Source organism: Flavobacterium sp. GNP002, assembly GCF_054343795.1.
Window position 1 is genome coordinate 3,123,018 of the sequence record NZ_JBTGUW010000001.1, and the last position, 17,063, is coordinate 3,140,080.

At 36.7% G+C, this 17,063-nt stretch carries 10 protein-coding genes; all 10 read right to left on the bottom strand.

Translation table 11 applies throughout. From position 1 onward, the window contains the following. Nucleotides 1–18: 18 nt before the first annotated feature. Nucleotides 19–1,149, bottom strand: coding sequence for a BT3233 family polysaccharide utilization protein (locus ACXX80_RS13545; protein ID WP_458553650.1), 1,131 nt, complete (start codon nt 1,147–1,149; stop codon nt 19–21). A 6-nt stretch (nt 1,150–1,155) separates the two neighbouring features. Then, entirely contained in the window at nt 1,156–1,998 is an 843-nt protein-coding gene (gene kduI, locus ACXX80_RS13550; protein WP_458553651.1) for a 5-dehydro-4-deoxy-D-glucuronate isomerase, read from the bottom strand. A 126-nt stretch (nt 1,999–2,124) separates the two neighbouring features. Then, a complete protein-coding gene (locus ACXX80_RS13555) occupies nt 2,125–3,165 on the bottom strand; it encodes a LacI family DNA-binding transcriptional regulator (protein ID WP_458553652.1) in 1,041 nt (346 codons plus the stop codon). A 131-nt stretch (nt 3,166–3,296) separates the two neighbouring features. After that, on the bottom strand, nt 3,297–4,583 hold the full coding sequence (locus ACXX80_RS13560; protein WP_458553653.1) for a DUF2264 domain-containing protein: 1,287 nt from the start codon (nt 4,581–4,583) through the stop codon (nt 3,297–3,299). A gap of 67 nt (nt 4,584–4,650) precedes the next feature. Continuing rightward, nucleotides 4,651–5,919 (bottom strand): DUF2264 domain-containing protein, encoded by a 1,269-nt coding sequence (locus ACXX80_RS13565; RefSeq protein ID WP_458553654.1) that lies wholly within the window; start codon nt 5,917–5,919, stop codon nt 4,651–4,653. Nucleotides 5,920–6,173: 254 nt separating this feature from the next. Further along, on the bottom strand, nt 6,174–7,346 hold the full coding sequence (locus tag ACXX80_RS13570; protein WP_458554105.1) for a glycoside hydrolase family 76 protein: 1,173 nt from the start codon (nt 7,344–7,346) through the stop codon (nt 6,174–6,176). A 153-nt stretch (nt 7,347–7,499) separates the two neighbouring features. Beyond that, the gene (locus ACXX80_RS13575; RefSeq protein WP_458553655.1) at nt 7,500–9,500 is read right to left on the bottom strand and encodes a heparinase II/III domain-containing protein; all 2,001 of its coding nucleotides are present in this window, start codon (nt 9,498–9,500) and stop codon (nt 7,500–7,502) included. A gap of 280 nt (nt 9,501–9,780) precedes the next feature. Further along, a complete protein-coding gene (locus ACXX80_RS13580) occupies nt 9,781–11,406 on the bottom strand; it encodes a RagB/SusD family nutrient uptake outer membrane protein (RefSeq protein WP_458553656.1) in 1,626 nt (541 codons plus the stop codon). Nucleotides 11,407–11,425: 19 nt separating this feature from the next. Beyond that, complete coding sequence (locus tag ACXX80_RS13585; protein WP_458553657.1) at nt 11,426–14,569, bottom strand: SusC/RagA family TonB-linked outer membrane protein; 3,144 nt, start codon at nt 14,567–14,569, stop codon at nt 11,426–11,428. An 849-nt stretch (nt 14,570–15,418) separates the two neighbouring features. Beyond that, entirely contained in the window at nt 15,419–16,972 is a 1,554-nt protein-coding gene (locus ACXX80_RS13590; RefSeq protein WP_458553658.1) for a putative Ig domain-containing protein, read from the bottom strand. Between the last annotated feature and the right edge of the window lie 91 nt (nt 16,973–17,063).

Consider the following 17,063-nt stretch of genomic DNA (forward strand, 5'->3'; position numbering starts at 1 on the left):
GTTTTTAATTAATTGAGGTTATTCTACGGTTATGACCAAAGGCTCCTTAATCTGCTGATAAAAATTATCTAAATACTTGAACCATTGTTTGGCATTGGTTATTTTTCCGGCCTTATTCCAAGCGGCTCCGGTGTAGTAAACGATAGGTTCATTATTTTTAACTGCGGTTTTGGCTAATATTTGTGCATTGCCCACAAGCATATTGCTTACCGGAGTGGTTAATATGGAGCCTACGCCTGTGGTGCCATCTTCACCGTGTGTAGGTTCCCAATAGCCCATGATTCCTTGTTGTTCGTTTAAAGAAATGATTCCGGTTTCAGGTCTTTTAATTATCCCTACAACAACGGGCATTGGTTTGCTGTCTTCAAAGGAATAAACATTTTCTATACGGTTGAGCTGCGAACCGGCATCCAAAGAAATGTTTTTTGTGGCTCTTACTTTTATTCCGCCCGCATCCCACGAGTCATAAGTTAATTGGAAAGAGGAGCGTAAAGGCCCGTTATCCAATACTTTCCATTGATGATAATTTGCTGAGTATCGAATGGTATCGTTTACATATGGCGCCATATTACCTGCACCCAGTGAAAAACCAACATGATAATAATCCATTCCATTGCCGATGTCTATATGATAATTTCCAAGTTTATAACGCTCGTTGATTATCAATTTATCAGTTCGTTTAACCCAAACGTCCAAGCCGTAAGCATCTTCCTTTGTTTTTTCTATGGCTTTGCCGTAAGTGCGAAATGCGATTTGATCATTTTCCCAAGCAAAATCATCTTTGCGTTCCGGTACGAAACGGGCATAGGTTTTGGCAACAAAAACTTCCGGGTTCCCTTTTTGTATCAAAAGTGAAAGTGTAGATTTTGATTTGACATTAACCTGAATTAGTAAGTTTTGGATAGTTGAGAATCCCCGATGTTCCAGCTGAAAAGGTACTTGCTTTTTGGTCACCGCATCAATCACCACAAAATTAGTGGTATCTATTTGCGGATAATGAAGTAAAATAGTTTCCCATTTTAAAGCTACAACGGCTTCTTTTCGTTCCAAAGTCGAATTGTTTTGAATACGAATGGTAGCTTTCGTTTGTGCCAAAATAGCTATTGGCAGGATAAGGGCAAGTAAAAAAAAGGATTTGATAAATTTCATAACCAATTATCTTAATTCATTAATAGCGCAATGATCCATGTCGCCATAGTCTAAATTCTCGCCAGCCATACCCCAAATGAAAGTGTAATTAGAGGTTCCTGCTCCCGAATGGATGGACCAATTGGGTGAGATTACAGCCTGTTCGTTCTGCATCCAGATATGTCTCGTTTCTTGTGGTTGACCCATAAAATGGCAAACACTTTGATTTTCGGGTATTTCGAAATAAAAATAAGCTTCCATGCGTCTGTCGTGGGTGTGGGCTGGCATGGTATTCCAAACACTTCCAGTTTTTAGTTCGGTCATTCCCATTTGAACCTGACAGGTCTGCACCACACTATTCACGATTAATTTATTGATGACACGATGGTTAGCCGTTTCTGCTGATCCTAATTCTACAATCTCTGCATCGGCTATTGTTATTTTTTTTGATGGATAAAAATGATGAGCCGGAGCGGAATTTAAATAGAATTTTGCAGGGTTGTTGGTATCAACCGATTCGAAAAATACTTCTTTTATTCCTTTTCCTAGATATAAAGCTTCTTTGAAATCAATTTCAAATCGCTCTCCATCAGCGGTGACCACTCCTTTCCCTCCTACATTTATCATCCCAATTTCTCTTCTTTCCAGAAAATATTTAGCTTTTAAATCAGTAGGATTTGGTAGCGTCAATTTTTGTTTTATTGGCATGGCGCCCCCTATAATATATCTGTCGAAATGAGATAAAGTCAGTCTAACCTCATCACCACTAAAAACGGTTTTAATTAAAAAATTTTCGCGTAAAGCTTCAGTATCCATTTGTTTTGCTTCTTTTGGACTTACCGCAAAACGGCTTTCAAAATTGGAATTCATAAGTATTTTTTTTTATTTTTTTGTATTCTTAGGGTTTGATTTTAGCCCATTATTTAGGTGAAAAATCTCCAATACTGATTTTTCGGCATGAGATTTTTCTACTGAATTCTTCAAAAATGAAGTATTTTAGGTTGACATTCTTCTTATCAACTGCACAGGTATTGTTGTAACTTCAGTTTGTACAGTAGTCTCGACTTCATTTGTTTTCTCGGCTAATTTTTTCATCAATTCATCGACTATTTTATTGCCGACCAATGTTGGAAATTGTTCTACTGTAGTAATCGATGGCCTGATGATTTCGGTTCTGGAATCATTGGAATAACCAACAATTTTCAAATTTTCAGGCACGGCGATATTGTGTTCGCGGGCAAACTCCAATACCGCAATGGCGCTAGTGTCATTGGATGTGAAAACGGCATCAGGTTTTATGTCGTCTTCAAATATTTTTTCCATCGCCTTGCGGGCATTTTCATGTGTTAGTTCTTGATAGAAAATTAGGTCTTCATTAATCGGAACGTTGTATTGTGCCAGTGCTTTTTTATAACCTGTAGAGCGGTCGATATAAAGATTGGAAGTCAGCGGTCCTGAAATATGGACTATTTTTTTGCAGCCCAATTCCAATAAGTGTTGGGTAGCCAAATATCCTCCTCTGAAATCATCGCCTTTAACAATCGTTGCTTTATAAGGTTTGGTAGGTACCCTATCGTAAAAAACCAAAGGAATATTGTTGTTGACAAACACATCAAAATGGCTGAAATCCTCGGTTTGGAGTGTACAGGCAACAATCAAAGCATCAACCCGAGAGGAAAACATAATGTTGGCCAGTTCTTTCTCTAATTGCAAAGAATCATTAGACTGGCAAATGATCAAGTTATAACCCAGTTTATGCAATTGGTTTTGTATAGTCGTAATTACTTCAGCATGAAAAAACATCGATATGCGAGGAACCATTAAGCCTATAGTATGGGTTTTGTTACTGCGCAGACTTGAAGCCATTAAATTGCGACGGTACCCCAATTTTTCAGCCATATCCAACACTCGTTTTTTAGTTTCCGCTTTTACATAGGTCCCATTATTTAATGCTCTAGAGATTGTTGCAGGAGAGAGTTTTAAAGCCTCTGCAATATCGAGTATGGTATTGTCTTGATGTTTTTTTTCTTTTGGCATGATATGTTATAGTAACGGGTTGATTTTAAAATATTGGTGTATTATTATCAATTAATTCTTATAAAAATACTAAAATTGCAGCAATAGTATAATGATTTTCAAAATGGACGTTGTTTTTTATTCCAGAATTATTAATACTCCACATGATAATCCTTTTTAAAAGGCTGGCTACTCCATGCTTTTTTTGAAGTCCAGTCAGTCGCGGGGTCGGTCCAGAATTTATTGTCTGCCGGTAAACCCAATGTTAAAAATCCCAATGTAGCCATATACAAACTTCCGGTAGAGGTATAATAATCTGCTATCATGGGCTGATGACCACAAAAACCAAGTATCAACCATCCGTTGTTGTCAAAATTATTACAGTTGTCATACATGCGGTGCATTACTGCACTTAATGCACAACGAACCTGTGCTGGCGCGACATATTCCGGTAATTTTTCCATCAATGCTGTTTGTGCCAAAGCTTGGAAGGCTGCGGTACGATAGGTAATGGAACGTCCAAAAGCGGGGTAAGTTCCATCAGGTGCAATAAAACGTTCTGAAAACTCTGAATAACGCACCATTCTTTTTACGGCGGTTTCATATTCCTCAATCTTAATTTTTTTCTTATCCAACAGCACTTTAAAAAAGTCCACCAGCATTGGATGTATTACATAACTATTGTAATAATCCATGCTGAAACTGGGACCATCGCTATACCAGCCATCACCCTGGTACCACTCAATCATTTTTCTTTTGGCAAAATCAATACGGACAGGATCCGGTTGTTCGCCAATACTCAGCAGGAAAGCCTCATTAATACCGGCAAACAAAAGCCAATTGTTATAAGCACCTGTTCTGGTACGCAATGCTTTAAATTCTTCTACTACTCTTTTTTTTGTTACGGAATCCAATGGTTCCCACAATGCTTTTGGAGCCCTTAAAAAAGCCTGAGCCATATAGGCAGCATCAACTATCGGTTGGTTTTCGGTTCTGAAATTGAGATAATCCGGATTGTTAGGGTCAACTGCATTGACAATTCCTTTCAGCAAGGCCTCCCGTAATTCTTTCCGCTGTTTTCCTTCTTTCGTATCATCATCGGGCAGTTCAAGCCAGGGAGCCACACCAGCCATGGTACGGCCAACAGCTTCTAAGTATGTTACTTTTTCCACCTGCAAGCCGTAACCCGGACCCTTTTCTAAAGGCATGTTTTTTTTCAAGGTGCCCTGTGCCAAGTTTAAAATAACAGGCGAGGCTATTTTATATAACAGGTTGCTCCAGTATTCCCGATCCTGTGTACCGGTTACCATTGCAACTACCTGTTTTTCAGATTTTTTTTTGCTTTTTTGTGCCATCACATTTGTTACTGGCACACATACTGCCAGTAATACTATTGCAGCAATAGCAGGAATGGATCTTTTTTTTATGCAATTTTTCATTTAACTATTCTTGATTAAATTTGATTAGTTCAATTCCCTAACATGCTGTCCTTTCTTAGTTTCTAAATTAATAATCAACCGCATAATCTTTCTCAAAAGGTTGGCCACTCCAAGCTTTGCGTTGTGTCCAATCTGTAAAAGGTTCTGACCAAAATTCATGAGTGGCAGGTAAGCCCAATGGTAAAAACACCAATGACGTAATGTACATACTACCCGTGTTGGAATAATAATCAGCAAGATTTTTTTGTTTATCGCCAATCAATCCCATTGTAAGCCAATCTCCTTTTGCAAATGTGGATGGGATGAACATTTTCTTCATCACTGATGTTAAGGCACATCGTACTTGGGCAGGTTTTATCTCTTTAGGCAAAGCATTATCCAAAGCCAGTTTTACCAATGGCCAAAATGTACCAACACGATAGGTGGATGAACGACCAACAACCAGATAAGTTCCTTCGGGTGAAATATACCGCTCTTGGAAAGAAGCATAACGCTGCATCCTTTTATATGCAATATCATATTCCTTTTTGTCTCTTCTTCCTTTCGCCACATTTACTCTCAGCACTTCAACTAACATAGTATGAATGACAAAACCATTATAATGATCAAAATGGAATTTATCCCCATCACTATACCAACCATCGCCTATATACCATTTGTTTATTTTGTCAATGGCAGTATCAATTCTTGTTGCATCAATCTCTTCACCAATGTTTAATAAAAAACTCTCAATCATGGCGGCAAATAAAATCCAGTTATTGTTCCAGGGTTTTATCTGGCGAATGGTCTTGAATTCATGGATGAAGCGTTCTTTGGTTACCGCATCCAAGGGCTTCCATAATGTATCGGGAGCTGCTAAAAATGCTTGTGCTATATAGGCCGCATCTACTAGGGGCTGTTGTGTTTTTGAGGACCCCCAATACAAATAGTCGGGGCTGTTTGGATCTACGGCATGAGCAAGGCTTTGTTGTGTTTGCAAAAGGAGCCGCTTTCTAATTTTGCCTTCAACAGTAGTGTCTTCTGGTAAGGCAAGAAAAGGAGCAAGCCCTGGAATCAATCGGCCAAAGGCTTCCATATACCCCACTTGTTCATTTCGTCCGTCCCAGGTCGGGCTGTATTCCATTGGCATATTTTTTCGCAACTCTCCCTTACACATATTACTTAAAACGGGAGTTGCAATTTTATCCATTAAATCTAGCCAATAGGCGCGGTCATTGGGTTTAGTTGCTACAGTATCATCCAAAATAGAATTTGTGGCTGCCACTATATTTTGTCCGGGAACAAAGCCTGTAAAAGCTAGTAAGGATGACCATTTTATAAAATTTCTTCTTTGCATTAGTTGCTATTTTTTATTGATTGAAATTATACCATTGATATTTATAAATTAGTCCAATTGTCAATTCAAGCGCAGTCTAGAACCATTGCAGCATCTCGACTGTCGCTCGATGTGACAAAAAAACATTGAACTAAAATATATTGGCAAATAGTATTATTTTTCATCATTCGATTAAATTATTCAGCTGTTTCAAGTTTACCCGTTGAGGTGTTTAATCTTTAAAAAGCGACTTTCAAAACCCTGTTTTACTGTCTTTACAAATACCAGTTCTTATACCTTAATAATGCTTCTAAAAAATAATAATCAGCATAAGTAAGCGGTACATCAATCTCGCTCTTGTGAGGAATAGACCCTACGCTGTGCGTTAAAAGAAAGCCTCCGTTTTCGCCTAATTTAGCGCGATATTTATCTGAGGAAAGGGACTGTAGCATCTTTTCAGCAGAAGCAACGTATAGCTTTTTCTCTGCTTTGTTGGTATATTGCCCTAATTCTAATAAGGCAGAAGCCACTACGGCTCCAGCGGAAGCATCTCGTAAAGCATTTGGCATATTAGGAGCGTCAAAGTCCCAGTAAGGGATTTTATCTTCAGGTAAATTAGGGTGATTAAGAATGAACTCGGCTATTTTTTTGGCTTGCTTTAGGTAGTTTTTGTCTTTTGTGAATCGGTACATCATCGTGTAGCCATATAATCCCCATGCCTGACCTCTTGACCATGCTGATGAATCTGCTGCTCCTTGGGCGGTGATTTTTTTAACTACTTTTCCTGTATTTAAATCATAATCGATCACGTGATACGAACTGTAATCAGGTCTAAACTGGTGTTTCAATGTGGTGTTTGCATGCGTGATGGCAATTTCCTTGTATTTGGCATTACCTCCGTTATCTGTCACCCAGCTTAATAATTCCAGATTCATCATGTTATCAATAATCACTGGACAATTGTAAATCTTATTGCTATTCCAGCTTTGAATTGCTTTTACAGAAGGTCGGTATCGCGTTGCCAAAGAGGCAGCTGCGGTATCGATAGTAGCTTTATCTTCCGGTTTTCCAAATAGCCTATATGCATTACCAAAACTGCAATACATCATAAAACCAAGATCGTGATTCCCTGTAAAATGTTTTTCTTTTTCCAGGATCGACAATCGTTTTTCGGCTTCTTTTTTTATTTCAGTGTCTTTTGTGTATTCATAAATATATAAAAGAGTTCCAGGATAAAAACCGCTACACCACCATTTAGTATCGCTCGTTTCCACCTTGTTTGTTTTGGTATTAAATGTTTTAGGCATAACATCCCCAGCCACATTTTTACTTAAAACCTTGTATTGCTGGGCGGCAAAACTGAACTGCTCATCGATGAGCTGCGTCATTTTGTTTTTAGTTGAGGTATTTTTGTTTGATTTATCTTGTGCAAGAATGGTGTTAGACATCCATAGGCATAAGAGTAGTATAAAAATGGACTCTCTTTTTGATGATTGTTTCATGTTATTTTGGTTAAATTATATTTGTTTTAATCGGGGTTTAATAGTTTTTAACAATATTATAAAAACGTTTTCATAAATTGTGTGTTTACTTGCAGTTTTTTAGTTTTCGGCTATTCTTAATTTATAATTATTGAGCAATAATTTTTTCTTATCTGTCAATATGATTCGGTATAACTTATCTTGTTTCCAAGAAGTTAGTAATCGCTTATCGGTAAGGGGCAATTCTTCTATCTTTATTTCAAAAATGGCTGCGGGATAATAGAATTTGATGCTTTTCTCTCCTTTTTCTTTCAGTTTTATTTCACCCGCTTTCACCAGTACTGGAAGCTGTGTTGTTATAAAATGTTGCTTCGATTCCCCTTTGTATTCCTTCAATGAGAATTGATCCTCAATTACTAATTCGGGCTGGGATGTTCTTTTTAAAGTATAGGTTCTATTCCAAAATTTACATGAAGCGGCTTCTGGATAAGCACCTGCTACGTTTAAACCAAAGCGGAGTTGAGATTTTGAGTTTTGAAAATTAACCTGTGAGGCTTTAAATTTTTTCCCATAGGCTTGGGAAAAACCATTAATCATAGGCACATTATGGTAATCCGACTGCATAGTCCAAATTTCATATCGCTTGGGACCAAAGGTTTTGGATGAATAGGTTTCTACTCCAATATCTGCCAAAAGGGGTGTCCCTTCATGATAAAGAACAAAAGTTCCTATGTCATTGTGATTATGACTTTCATCGTTATAACCACCTTTTGCGGCAAAGAAAAAACCTTTTGAAGGATCTTTATCGGTTCTTCCTCCGCTAACCTCCGTACCACTAAACCAAAAGGACATTTCCGTAGATTTGACAGCGGGAGTAGCTTGGATTGACAGATAAAGATCAACATTGTGTATGGCAACATCTAAAGAACCTTTTGTAGGAGAGCCATAAAAATTTTCTTGATTAGCCAAAAAAGACCCAAATTGTTTTAATGAAGTATCATTTACATAATTTCCATATCTAAAAACTACACCTGGATAGGTATGTAACCTCACGGAAGAGTCTGCAAAATTGATATAATAATCTTCATTAACATGGGCATTTAATATATAGGCCCCCATATTTTTTATAATAGGAGCATCCGATAAAGATATTTTCCCTTCGGAATAGGTTTTAAGAAGTTCCAGATATTCCATCATTTTGGCAGCAGCGTGACTCCAATACGCCGGTCCCTCTTCGCATGCACCATCATCTTTGTAGTAATTTATAAATTTATCTACAGATTGCATACTTTTTGTAATTACTTGCTTACGTACTTTTGGTGTCACTTCGTTTCCTAATAACAAGGTGCTTAATAGCACATTGTAATTACACCATGGGTTCCAGTTGTTTACGAAATTCTCGTTTTTAAAACTCATCCACCAAAAGTCGTCTCGAACAGTGTAGGGTTCGATAATTCTATGGGTAATTTCATAAGGAATCCTTGCTTTTAAAAAAGGGGAAGTTTTTTCGAAATCCTCATTAAAAAAATAATACGTCCACGCCAGTGTACTCGCGGTTTCTCCAGCACCTAAATCTATAATTGGGTCATTAATATTGGGGATTCCGGCACCTCCTTTTTGAGAAGGCAAATGAGCTGATAAAACCCAGGTAGATTGTTCACATACCGCCCAACTTCCATTAATAATAGCATCCAGAAACCTCCCTTCGCCTTCCAGAACCTCAGCGAGAACTAATTTTTTTAAAACATCAAGACCATCCGACCAATATTTCTCCATTCCCATACGATCTCCGCTACGTTTATAATCAAGATACGCAGTTGCCGGAATGCTAGGCCAATTATACGTCATAATTTCCTTGGCGTCAGATAGTATCTTTTTTTGGACGTCTTTAGGCAAGTTTATCAGGCGATTATGGAATTCTTTTTTTTCAAATGGTTTGTATATTGTTGAATCGAGCGACTCTACCACGTCTTTTTGAATTATTGCCGTTAGTAAGTCTCTTTTTTTCTGGGCATTTGAAACAATAGAAAAAAGTAAAAACAATCCAAAAACAACCCATCCAAAGCAGGACTTAACATTGCTTTTACTTGTTTTTAAGGGAGTTGAAAAAAAAGAGGCCATATATAGAGTGCTTTAACAATGTTGAACTTTATAGTATCTAATTCTATTTTATCTTTGAAAAGACTGTGATTTTTATGCCATATCGAGCGCAGTCAAGATTATTTAACATTTGGATTGAATGAAAAGGGTTTCGACTGCGCTCAACCTGACAGAAATCAAGATTGAGTTTATTCCAGTAAATTAAAAGAAACAATGGTATTAAATTTTCTATTGGATAAAATTTAGTAATAAAAAGCCGTTTAATTTTTTGAGGTAAACGGCTTTTTAATTTTTGTATCAATTACCAATTTGGATTTTGTTTCAGGTTTTGATTTAGAGCCAATTCATTAACAGGAAATGGCCATAAATAATCTCTTGAAGGATCGAATTTTCTAACGCTAGCTTTTTGAGCAATGATGTAATTATCTGGAGTTAATAACGGAATCACAGAAGTACCAAATTCAGCAAAGAAGTAACTTCCTAAAACATTTTTTGGTAATTCTATTTCTGCTGTTTTCCATCGGATTAAATCCCAATAGCGAAAACCTTCAAGAGCCAATTCCACTCTACGTTCTCTTCGAATTTCGTTTCTCATATTTAAACCATTGGCAGCCACAAAAGCATTTGTTAACTTAGGCATATTAACCGATGCTCTTTGTCTGAGTAAATTGATTGAAAGATTCAGATCAGCATCACTAATAGTACCATTTAGTTCATAAGTAGCTTCAGCATAAATCAGTAATACTTCAGCATATCTCGTAATAGGCATATCAATATACGATCTTTGATTGGTCCAATCCGTAATATTAGCATAGCATCTGTTGGCAAATCCTGTTTTTACAAAACTTAATGGTGGCACGGTAAATATTGGCGCTGTTCCAATATAAACGTCTCCAGTTTTGAAAAATCGATCTCCCATTCTAGGATCTCTATTCTTAAAAACTTCTGAGGTTTTAGTAGGCATTACATATAGAGGAGACTGGTTTGTAGGCAAACCATCTATCATTAAATACGAATCTGCCAAAGCTTTTGTCGGATTTGAAACTCCTGTTTCTAAATTTCTTTGAGCAACATGGCTAAGTGTAGATTCTGATACACTTTTTCCGTATTGCTTAACCAGAATGTTTTCTTTATTAGCAAAACCTTCGCCTTCATATTGCAACAATTGAAAGTAATTTTTAAAAAGGCTATGTTCTCCTGAAAGCATGACCTGCTTAGATGCATTTTTGGCTATAAGTAGATGTTTCGCAGGGTCTCCATATCCGTGAAATTTAGAGCGGGTTCCTTCAAACAAAGCTACTTGAGCCTTTAGAGTCAAGGCAGCTGTTTTTGAAACTCGTCCGTAATCGGCAGAACCTAATTGAGTTGTGGTTCTTAATTTGAGAATGGCATTGTCTAAATCTGTATATATGGCAGCAACAATTTCTTCTCTTGTAGCTTGCGCAGTCTGTAATTCAGGTGCGTTTTCAGCCAAAGTTTTTAGTATTAACGGAACACCTCCATAACGCTGCAACAATTGATAATAAGACCAAGCTCTGAAATATTCTGCTTCAGCAACATACCAATTGACACGTTCTGCCGTAACACCTGCTGCCAAAGCTCTAGATGATTTTTCAATAATGTTATTGGCGGCTCTAATAGTGGTATAATTATTATTATAATTTCCGTCAGTTGCTCCAGGAATTCTCGAGCCTTCACTAATGGCATTTGGTCCATTGCCATAAGCATCATCCGACCAAACATCATTGGTTACCGGTAAAGTTGGTAATCTGGTATAAAAATAATTTGCCGCTAATTTTAAATCATTTTCGCTTGTCCAGAAAGAAGGGTCACTTAGACTTGTTTCAGGAACACGATCCACATCACAGGATGTTAAAGTTGCTATCAAAAATAATAGAACAACGATTGTTTTATTTTTAGGTATCATAATTCGTAGTTTAAAAAAATTAAAATGTTAGATTTACTCCAAAGGAAACTGTTCCAAACACTGGATAATCAGCATATATACCATTTCTTTGTTCTGGATCAAAAGTCGTTTTAAATTTTCCGAAGTTAGAAACAGTGGCGATATTTTCTCCTGAAATATAGAATCTCATTCGGCTTAAAAATGTTTTATCTAAGGTGCTTTTTGGTAAAGAATAACCCAGTTGGATATTTTTTAGTCTTGCATATGCGGCATCCAAAACCCATCTATCTGAAGTGATATAATTGTGATATCCGTTTAGGAATGGTCTTGGAAAAGCAGCATTCTGATTTTCAGGTGTCCAATAATCAGCGTGAATAGCCATTGGCATAATCCATGATTCGGCAAAAGGTGTGATCATTTCTGAGTTAGGCATAAAAGATCTTTTACCAACACCTTGAATTAAAAAGCTAAAATCTAAGTTTTTCCAATTTGCATTACCATTAATTCCAAATAAATAGCGTTGTTGATCTTCACCTAATTGCACTAGGTCACCATGGTCAGCTGCAGTTCCTTTACCAGCATTAATTTTTCCATCATTATTTTGATCAATATAGGCGATATCTCCCACTCCTGTAAGGGTAGAATAAACAGGTGTTGTTGCTAATTGATCCGCAGTGTTAATATATCCAGAAGCAGTTTTATATCCCCAAATTGTATTCAAAGGGAACCCTTCGATAATTGAATTTGTTCCAATCCCAATTACACTAACGCCAGCATAATCAACTAGTTTGTTTTGATTGTCGGATAGGTTGAATCCAATACCATAATTAAAATCACTACCTATTTTGTCTCTGTAGTTTACGGCTAATTCCCAACCCCAGGATTGAAGTACCCCATTATTGATTTTTGGTGTGCCTACACCAAAAGTTGCCGGTAATCTCAAAGGAGTTAACATGTTTTTATTTTCTTTTGTGTAATAATCAAAGCTACCAGTCAACTTGTTTTTGAAAAACCCAAAATCAACTCCATAATTGAATGTTTCTACCGTTTCCCAAGATAGATTGGATGATGGTATAGCACTTTGAAAAAAGTAAGAAGTTTTAGTCTCTGAACCTCCTAAAACCAAATTAGAACCAGAGCTTAGCATATTTAGGTAATCATAGAAACCTATACCTTGTGCATTTCCTAATTGTCCCCAAGACACCCTTGGTTTAAGTTCCGAAATAAAAGACAAACCATTATCAAACCATTCTTCTTTTTGGATGTTCCAACCCAATGAAGCAGATGGAAATACTTTTTTGCGTAATCCCGGTGCCAAACGAGAACTCTCATCTGTCCTGATTGTTGCTTCTAAAAGATATTTGTCTTTATAACTATAATTGAAACGTCCAAAATACGATTGGTTCGCATAGGTGTTAATAGTTTGACTATTTGTTTTCGTTGTTTCTTCCCCTAAATTCAAAGATGGAGCATCGTTACTTTTTAAATTTGTCGCGCCAGAAGTAACTCCAGAAAATCTATAATCTTCCCATTGGTAACCACCTAAAAGAGCGAATTTGTGGTTTTCGGCTATTGTAAGATTGTAATCAGTTAGGAATTGAAAATTCTCTGTTTTCAATACGCCTTGATTCATTGAATATGAGTTTGGGTTGTTTAGATAAAAAACCGGTTTTGTACGTCCCCATAATTCAACAGTTCTTCTAAAAGCCTCCGAGTCTTCTGATCTTAGTTTACGTCCATAAATTGTTCTGAATTTAAGTCCTTTAACTAAATCTTTTATGGTCATTTGAAAGGTTCCGTCAAGATCATCTATAACACGCTTGTTAAAGCCTCCTTGTGTTAAGTTTGCATAGGCATTAATTCCTGATGATCCGGCCAAACCATTTAAACGTCCTTCGGGAGTAAATATTGGGAATCGAAGTCTTGTTTTATAAAGTTGAGAAAGCAATCCGGCACCATTGACATCGACAGATGGTGAGTCGGTGTCATGCACTGCGTACGATATGTTTGAATCTAAGTGAATGTACTTTGTTAGATCTGTTCCTACATTCATGCGTAAGTTGAAACGGCTAAAATGATCTTCACCTACTTTAAACATTCCTTCTTGGTCTAAATACCCTAAAGAGAATAGATAATTTGTTTTTGCAGTACCGCCACTTGCGCTTAAATTATGTGTTTTGATAAATGATTGTTCTCTTACCATCTGCTGAGTAAAATCTTTTTGATTGTAAAAAATATACTTGTTAGGATCGGTAGGATCCAATATGTATTCCACCCCATTTTTAATATTCTCTAAGTCAGCCGGAGAGTATTCAGCTCCAACTCCTTTGTTTTTTCGTGCAAGATTAGACATATTTGCTTCATCTAATAATGATAACCTTTGCGGGAGATATAATGGTTTTTGACCCGCTAACTGAGTGGAATACTCAAACACAGTTTTACCTTCTTTACCTTTCTTTGTTGTTACTAATATAACACCTCCGGCCGCTTGTGCACCGTAAATTGCCGCCGCTGCTCCATCCTTTAAAACACTTATAGTTTCTACATCTGAGGGATTTATGGTTTGCAAGTTAAACAAAGGAGTAGCTACGCCGTCAATAAGTAATAAAGGATTCACACTCCCATTAGCAGAAGTCACCCCACGAAGTTGAATGTTTATATTTTCGTTACCAGGTTGTCCGCTTGTTCGTGTTATATTCATCCCTGGAACTGTCCCTTGCAGTGCCGTTGCTAAACTCGTAACGGGACGATTTTGAATAGCTTTAGAAGTCACTGTAGAAACAGCGCCTGTCAGGTTTTCCTTTTTCTGGGTTCCGTATCCAACGATTACCACTTCATTAAGTTGAGAAAGACTCTCTTTCAATGTTATGTTTACTTGTTTTTTGTTTCCGGCTGCAATTTCTTTATTTTCAAATCCAATATAGCTGAATACCAATATTGGATTTTCCCCTGAAGCTTCAACTTGATATTTACCATCAAGATCAGTTATAGATGAAGCCTTAGTTCCTTTTACTAGAACTGTTACCCCAGGAATCGCCATTTTGTTTACATCGGACACAACTCCGCTAATTGTTTTATCTTGCTTCTGTGCAAATACAGGTGCAACTAACATCAGAAATCCAACAAGCAAACATTTAAATAGTATTGCTGGCGGTTGGCATTTCAATTTCAAATCTTTTTTCATATGCATTGTAATTTGTTGGTTGGTTTAGTTTATTTGACAATATTATAAAAACGTTTTCATAAAACCAAATTATAAAAGTGAAATGTATAAAAAAACTTAAAAAACATGTGATAACTACCATTTTCAAAGGAAATTTTATCCATATTGTTATAATTTTATCTGTTTTATTATACTTTGTGCATTTATTAGACAGCTTTTTGAATAATTATTTTGTTTGAATTTTCTTTTTAAAAGTGTAATAATTGTTAGTATAGCATATTTTTTATAAAATATTCAAATACAAATGAAAACGTTATTATTAATTTAATAACTGTTTTAATCGTTTTTTGAAATGCATATTATTAATTGAAAGAGGTGTGCCGGGGTCGGTTAATTAAAAATGCAAGAGATATTTTATGGTTGCCGCTAAAAATAGTTGCAATAGGAGTTTAGATTTAATTTCCTGACAGGTTTATGAGTGTGATGCTATTTTAGTTTAGAATTTACCGGAATAAATACACTACTTGAATTATAAAGCGTACGCGTTTCAGTATGTTTTTGTCAAAAAAAGTTTGTAGAGATAGGCTTTAATTTCGCAATAAAACCTAAATTACAACCCTAATAAATACATCTTGTGGCTTCCAATTTTAATAATTAAAAAAAAAAACGAACAGGAGCCATTCCTAAAGAATACAGAAAAATGCTAAAAAATAGGGTTCAAAATAAGCTGTAAACATCACTATTCAGGGCAACCATTTTTAAAATAAACCACTTATAGAATGTGATTTTGTTATTTCGACGAAGGAGAAATCACATCAAGTAATTCAGACTGTATTATTTCTCCTTCGTCGAAATGACGGAAACATGGTATTACTCCTGTTTTAACATTTGCAACATCACTATTCCATGAGCCGGAATATTTGTTTCAAATTCATTTTCAAAAATGCCTAAATCTTCTTTTTTCCAAAGATTGCGCATTTTGTATTTCCCCTTCAATTGAAGTGCGGAAAAAGGAAATTTCGACTGTATTGTTTCATTCGACAGGTTTAATAATCCCAACGCCAGACTACCGTCTTCCAGCTGCTTTACCCATAATTCCGTGTTATCTAAAGTAGTTAGCAAAGAAGCCGCTTTGCCTAATGCATCTTGGTTTACTGCGATAATTTCCTCGTTGGTCAATAAACTGAGCGTGGCATCATCGAGCTGTTCCATGTCAGTACCTATTAATAAAGGAGCACTCAACATACACCACATACTCATCACCGTTTTTTGTTCCTCAAATGTCAAACGATTCTTTCCTGCCTTGCCGGAACTCTGCGCTCCTACTGCTCCCACCTGCAATATATCGGGATCATTCCAATTACCCGGTTTCACAAAAGCTGATTTATCGGATAGTTTTTTAAAAGCATTCCGCACTGATTCCCAGGTGTCGTGTACATCATCTCCGGTACGCCAAAGCTGTCCACCACTTTCATCACCCCATTCCCAAACATTTCCCATCCCATACTGACAAAGAGCATGGATGACATCTCTTTTTTGGAGTTTCAAAGCATCTGACATTTTACGGTAAGGCTTAATCAATTCTTCTTTCGAATTACTTTTGGCAAAAGAACCATAACTGCACCAATCGTATTTTAAATAATCAAACCCATTGTCAGCAAAAAACTTGGCATCAACCAATTCATAGCCATAACTGCCTGCTACACCCGCACAGGTTAACGGTCCCGGTGAACTGTAAATACCAGCCTTAAAACCCATTTCGTGCATGATGGATGGGAATTTTTTTATGTTTGCAAAAAAAGTATTGGGTAACAACTCTCCTTTTGAACTCCTCATTTCTCCTTGCCTTTCGGGAAGATTATCTGGCCCTTCATAATATCCGTATACTTCTTTCGCTCCTGATTTAAGTTGTCTCCATACGGAATCATTTTTATTGGGCTGATTGGTCCAAGGATCATCAATCTCAACAACACTCCAGCCGTAATTCTGTAAGCCTTTCTCTTTCATGATTTCGGCAGAACGGATTACTTTAGCTAAGGTTACATTGCGTCCAAAACTATACCAACTGCTCCATCCCATTGGTGGTGTTAATGCCAACTTATCGCCAATAACCAATGTAAATAATTTTGAAACCTTCCCAAATTTGTTTTGGGCTTCTAATTCAATGGTATATTCGCCCGCTTTTTTTATGGTTCCTGAAATAACTCCGTTCGACTTATTAATCCCGACTCCTTTGGGCAAATTCTTCACCTCAAACTCGATAGGTCTTGCGCCACTGGCCGGAATAGTGTACATAAATTCTTTCCCTGGGCTGGCTCCATATAACCTTGGTCCATTAATTTTGGGTTGAGTCGAAATTTGTTGCGCCTGAGAAGTCCATCCAAAGATTAAAGAGAACAATAAAAAGGTGAAACTTATTTTCATTTCAATACTTATTTAAAGGTTTTAAAAACTTCATCAGGTTAAAACTATTTCTGAGTGGTTTTGTTAATTGCATGTCTTAATTATTATACAT

Coding starts and splice junctions, on each gene's coding strand:
- ACXX80_RS13545 (WP_458553650.1), bottom strand. CDS start 1,149: ATGAAATTTATCAAATCCTTTTTTTTACTTGCCCTTATCCTGCCAATA.
- ACXX80_RS13585 (WP_458553657.1), bottom strand. CDS start 14,569: ATGAAAAAAGATTTGAAATTGAAATGCCAACCGCCAGCAATACTATTT.
- ACXX80_RS13575 (WP_458553655.1), bottom strand. CDS start 9,500: ATGGCCTCTTTTTTTTCAACTCCCTTAAAAACAAGTAAAAGCAATGTT.
- ACXX80_RS13560 (WP_458553653.1), bottom strand. CDS start 4,583: ATGAAAAATTGCATAAAAAAAAGATCCATTCCTGCTATTGCTGCAATA.
- ACXX80_RS13565 (WP_458553654.1), bottom strand. CDS start 5,919: ATGCAAAGAAGAAATTTTATAAAATGGTCATCCTTACTAGCTTTTACA.
- ACXX80_RS13570 (WP_458554105.1), bottom strand. CDS start 7,346: ATGTCTAACACCATTCTTGCACAAGATAAATCAAACAAAAATACCTCA.
- ACXX80_RS13590 (WP_458553658.1), bottom strand. CDS start 16,972: ATGAAAATAAGTTTCACCTTTTTATTGTTCTCTTTAATCTTTGGATGG.
- kduI (WP_458553651.1), bottom strand. CDS start 1,998: ATGAATTCCAATTTTGAAAGCCGTTTTGCGGTAAGTCCAAAAGAAGCA.
- ACXX80_RS13580 (WP_458553656.1), bottom strand. CDS start 11,406: ATGATACCTAAAAATAAAACAATCGTTGTTCTATTATTTTTGATAGCA.
- ACXX80_RS13555 (WP_458553652.1), bottom strand. CDS start 3,165: ATGCCAAAAGAAAAAAAACATCAAGACAATACCATACTCGATATTGCA.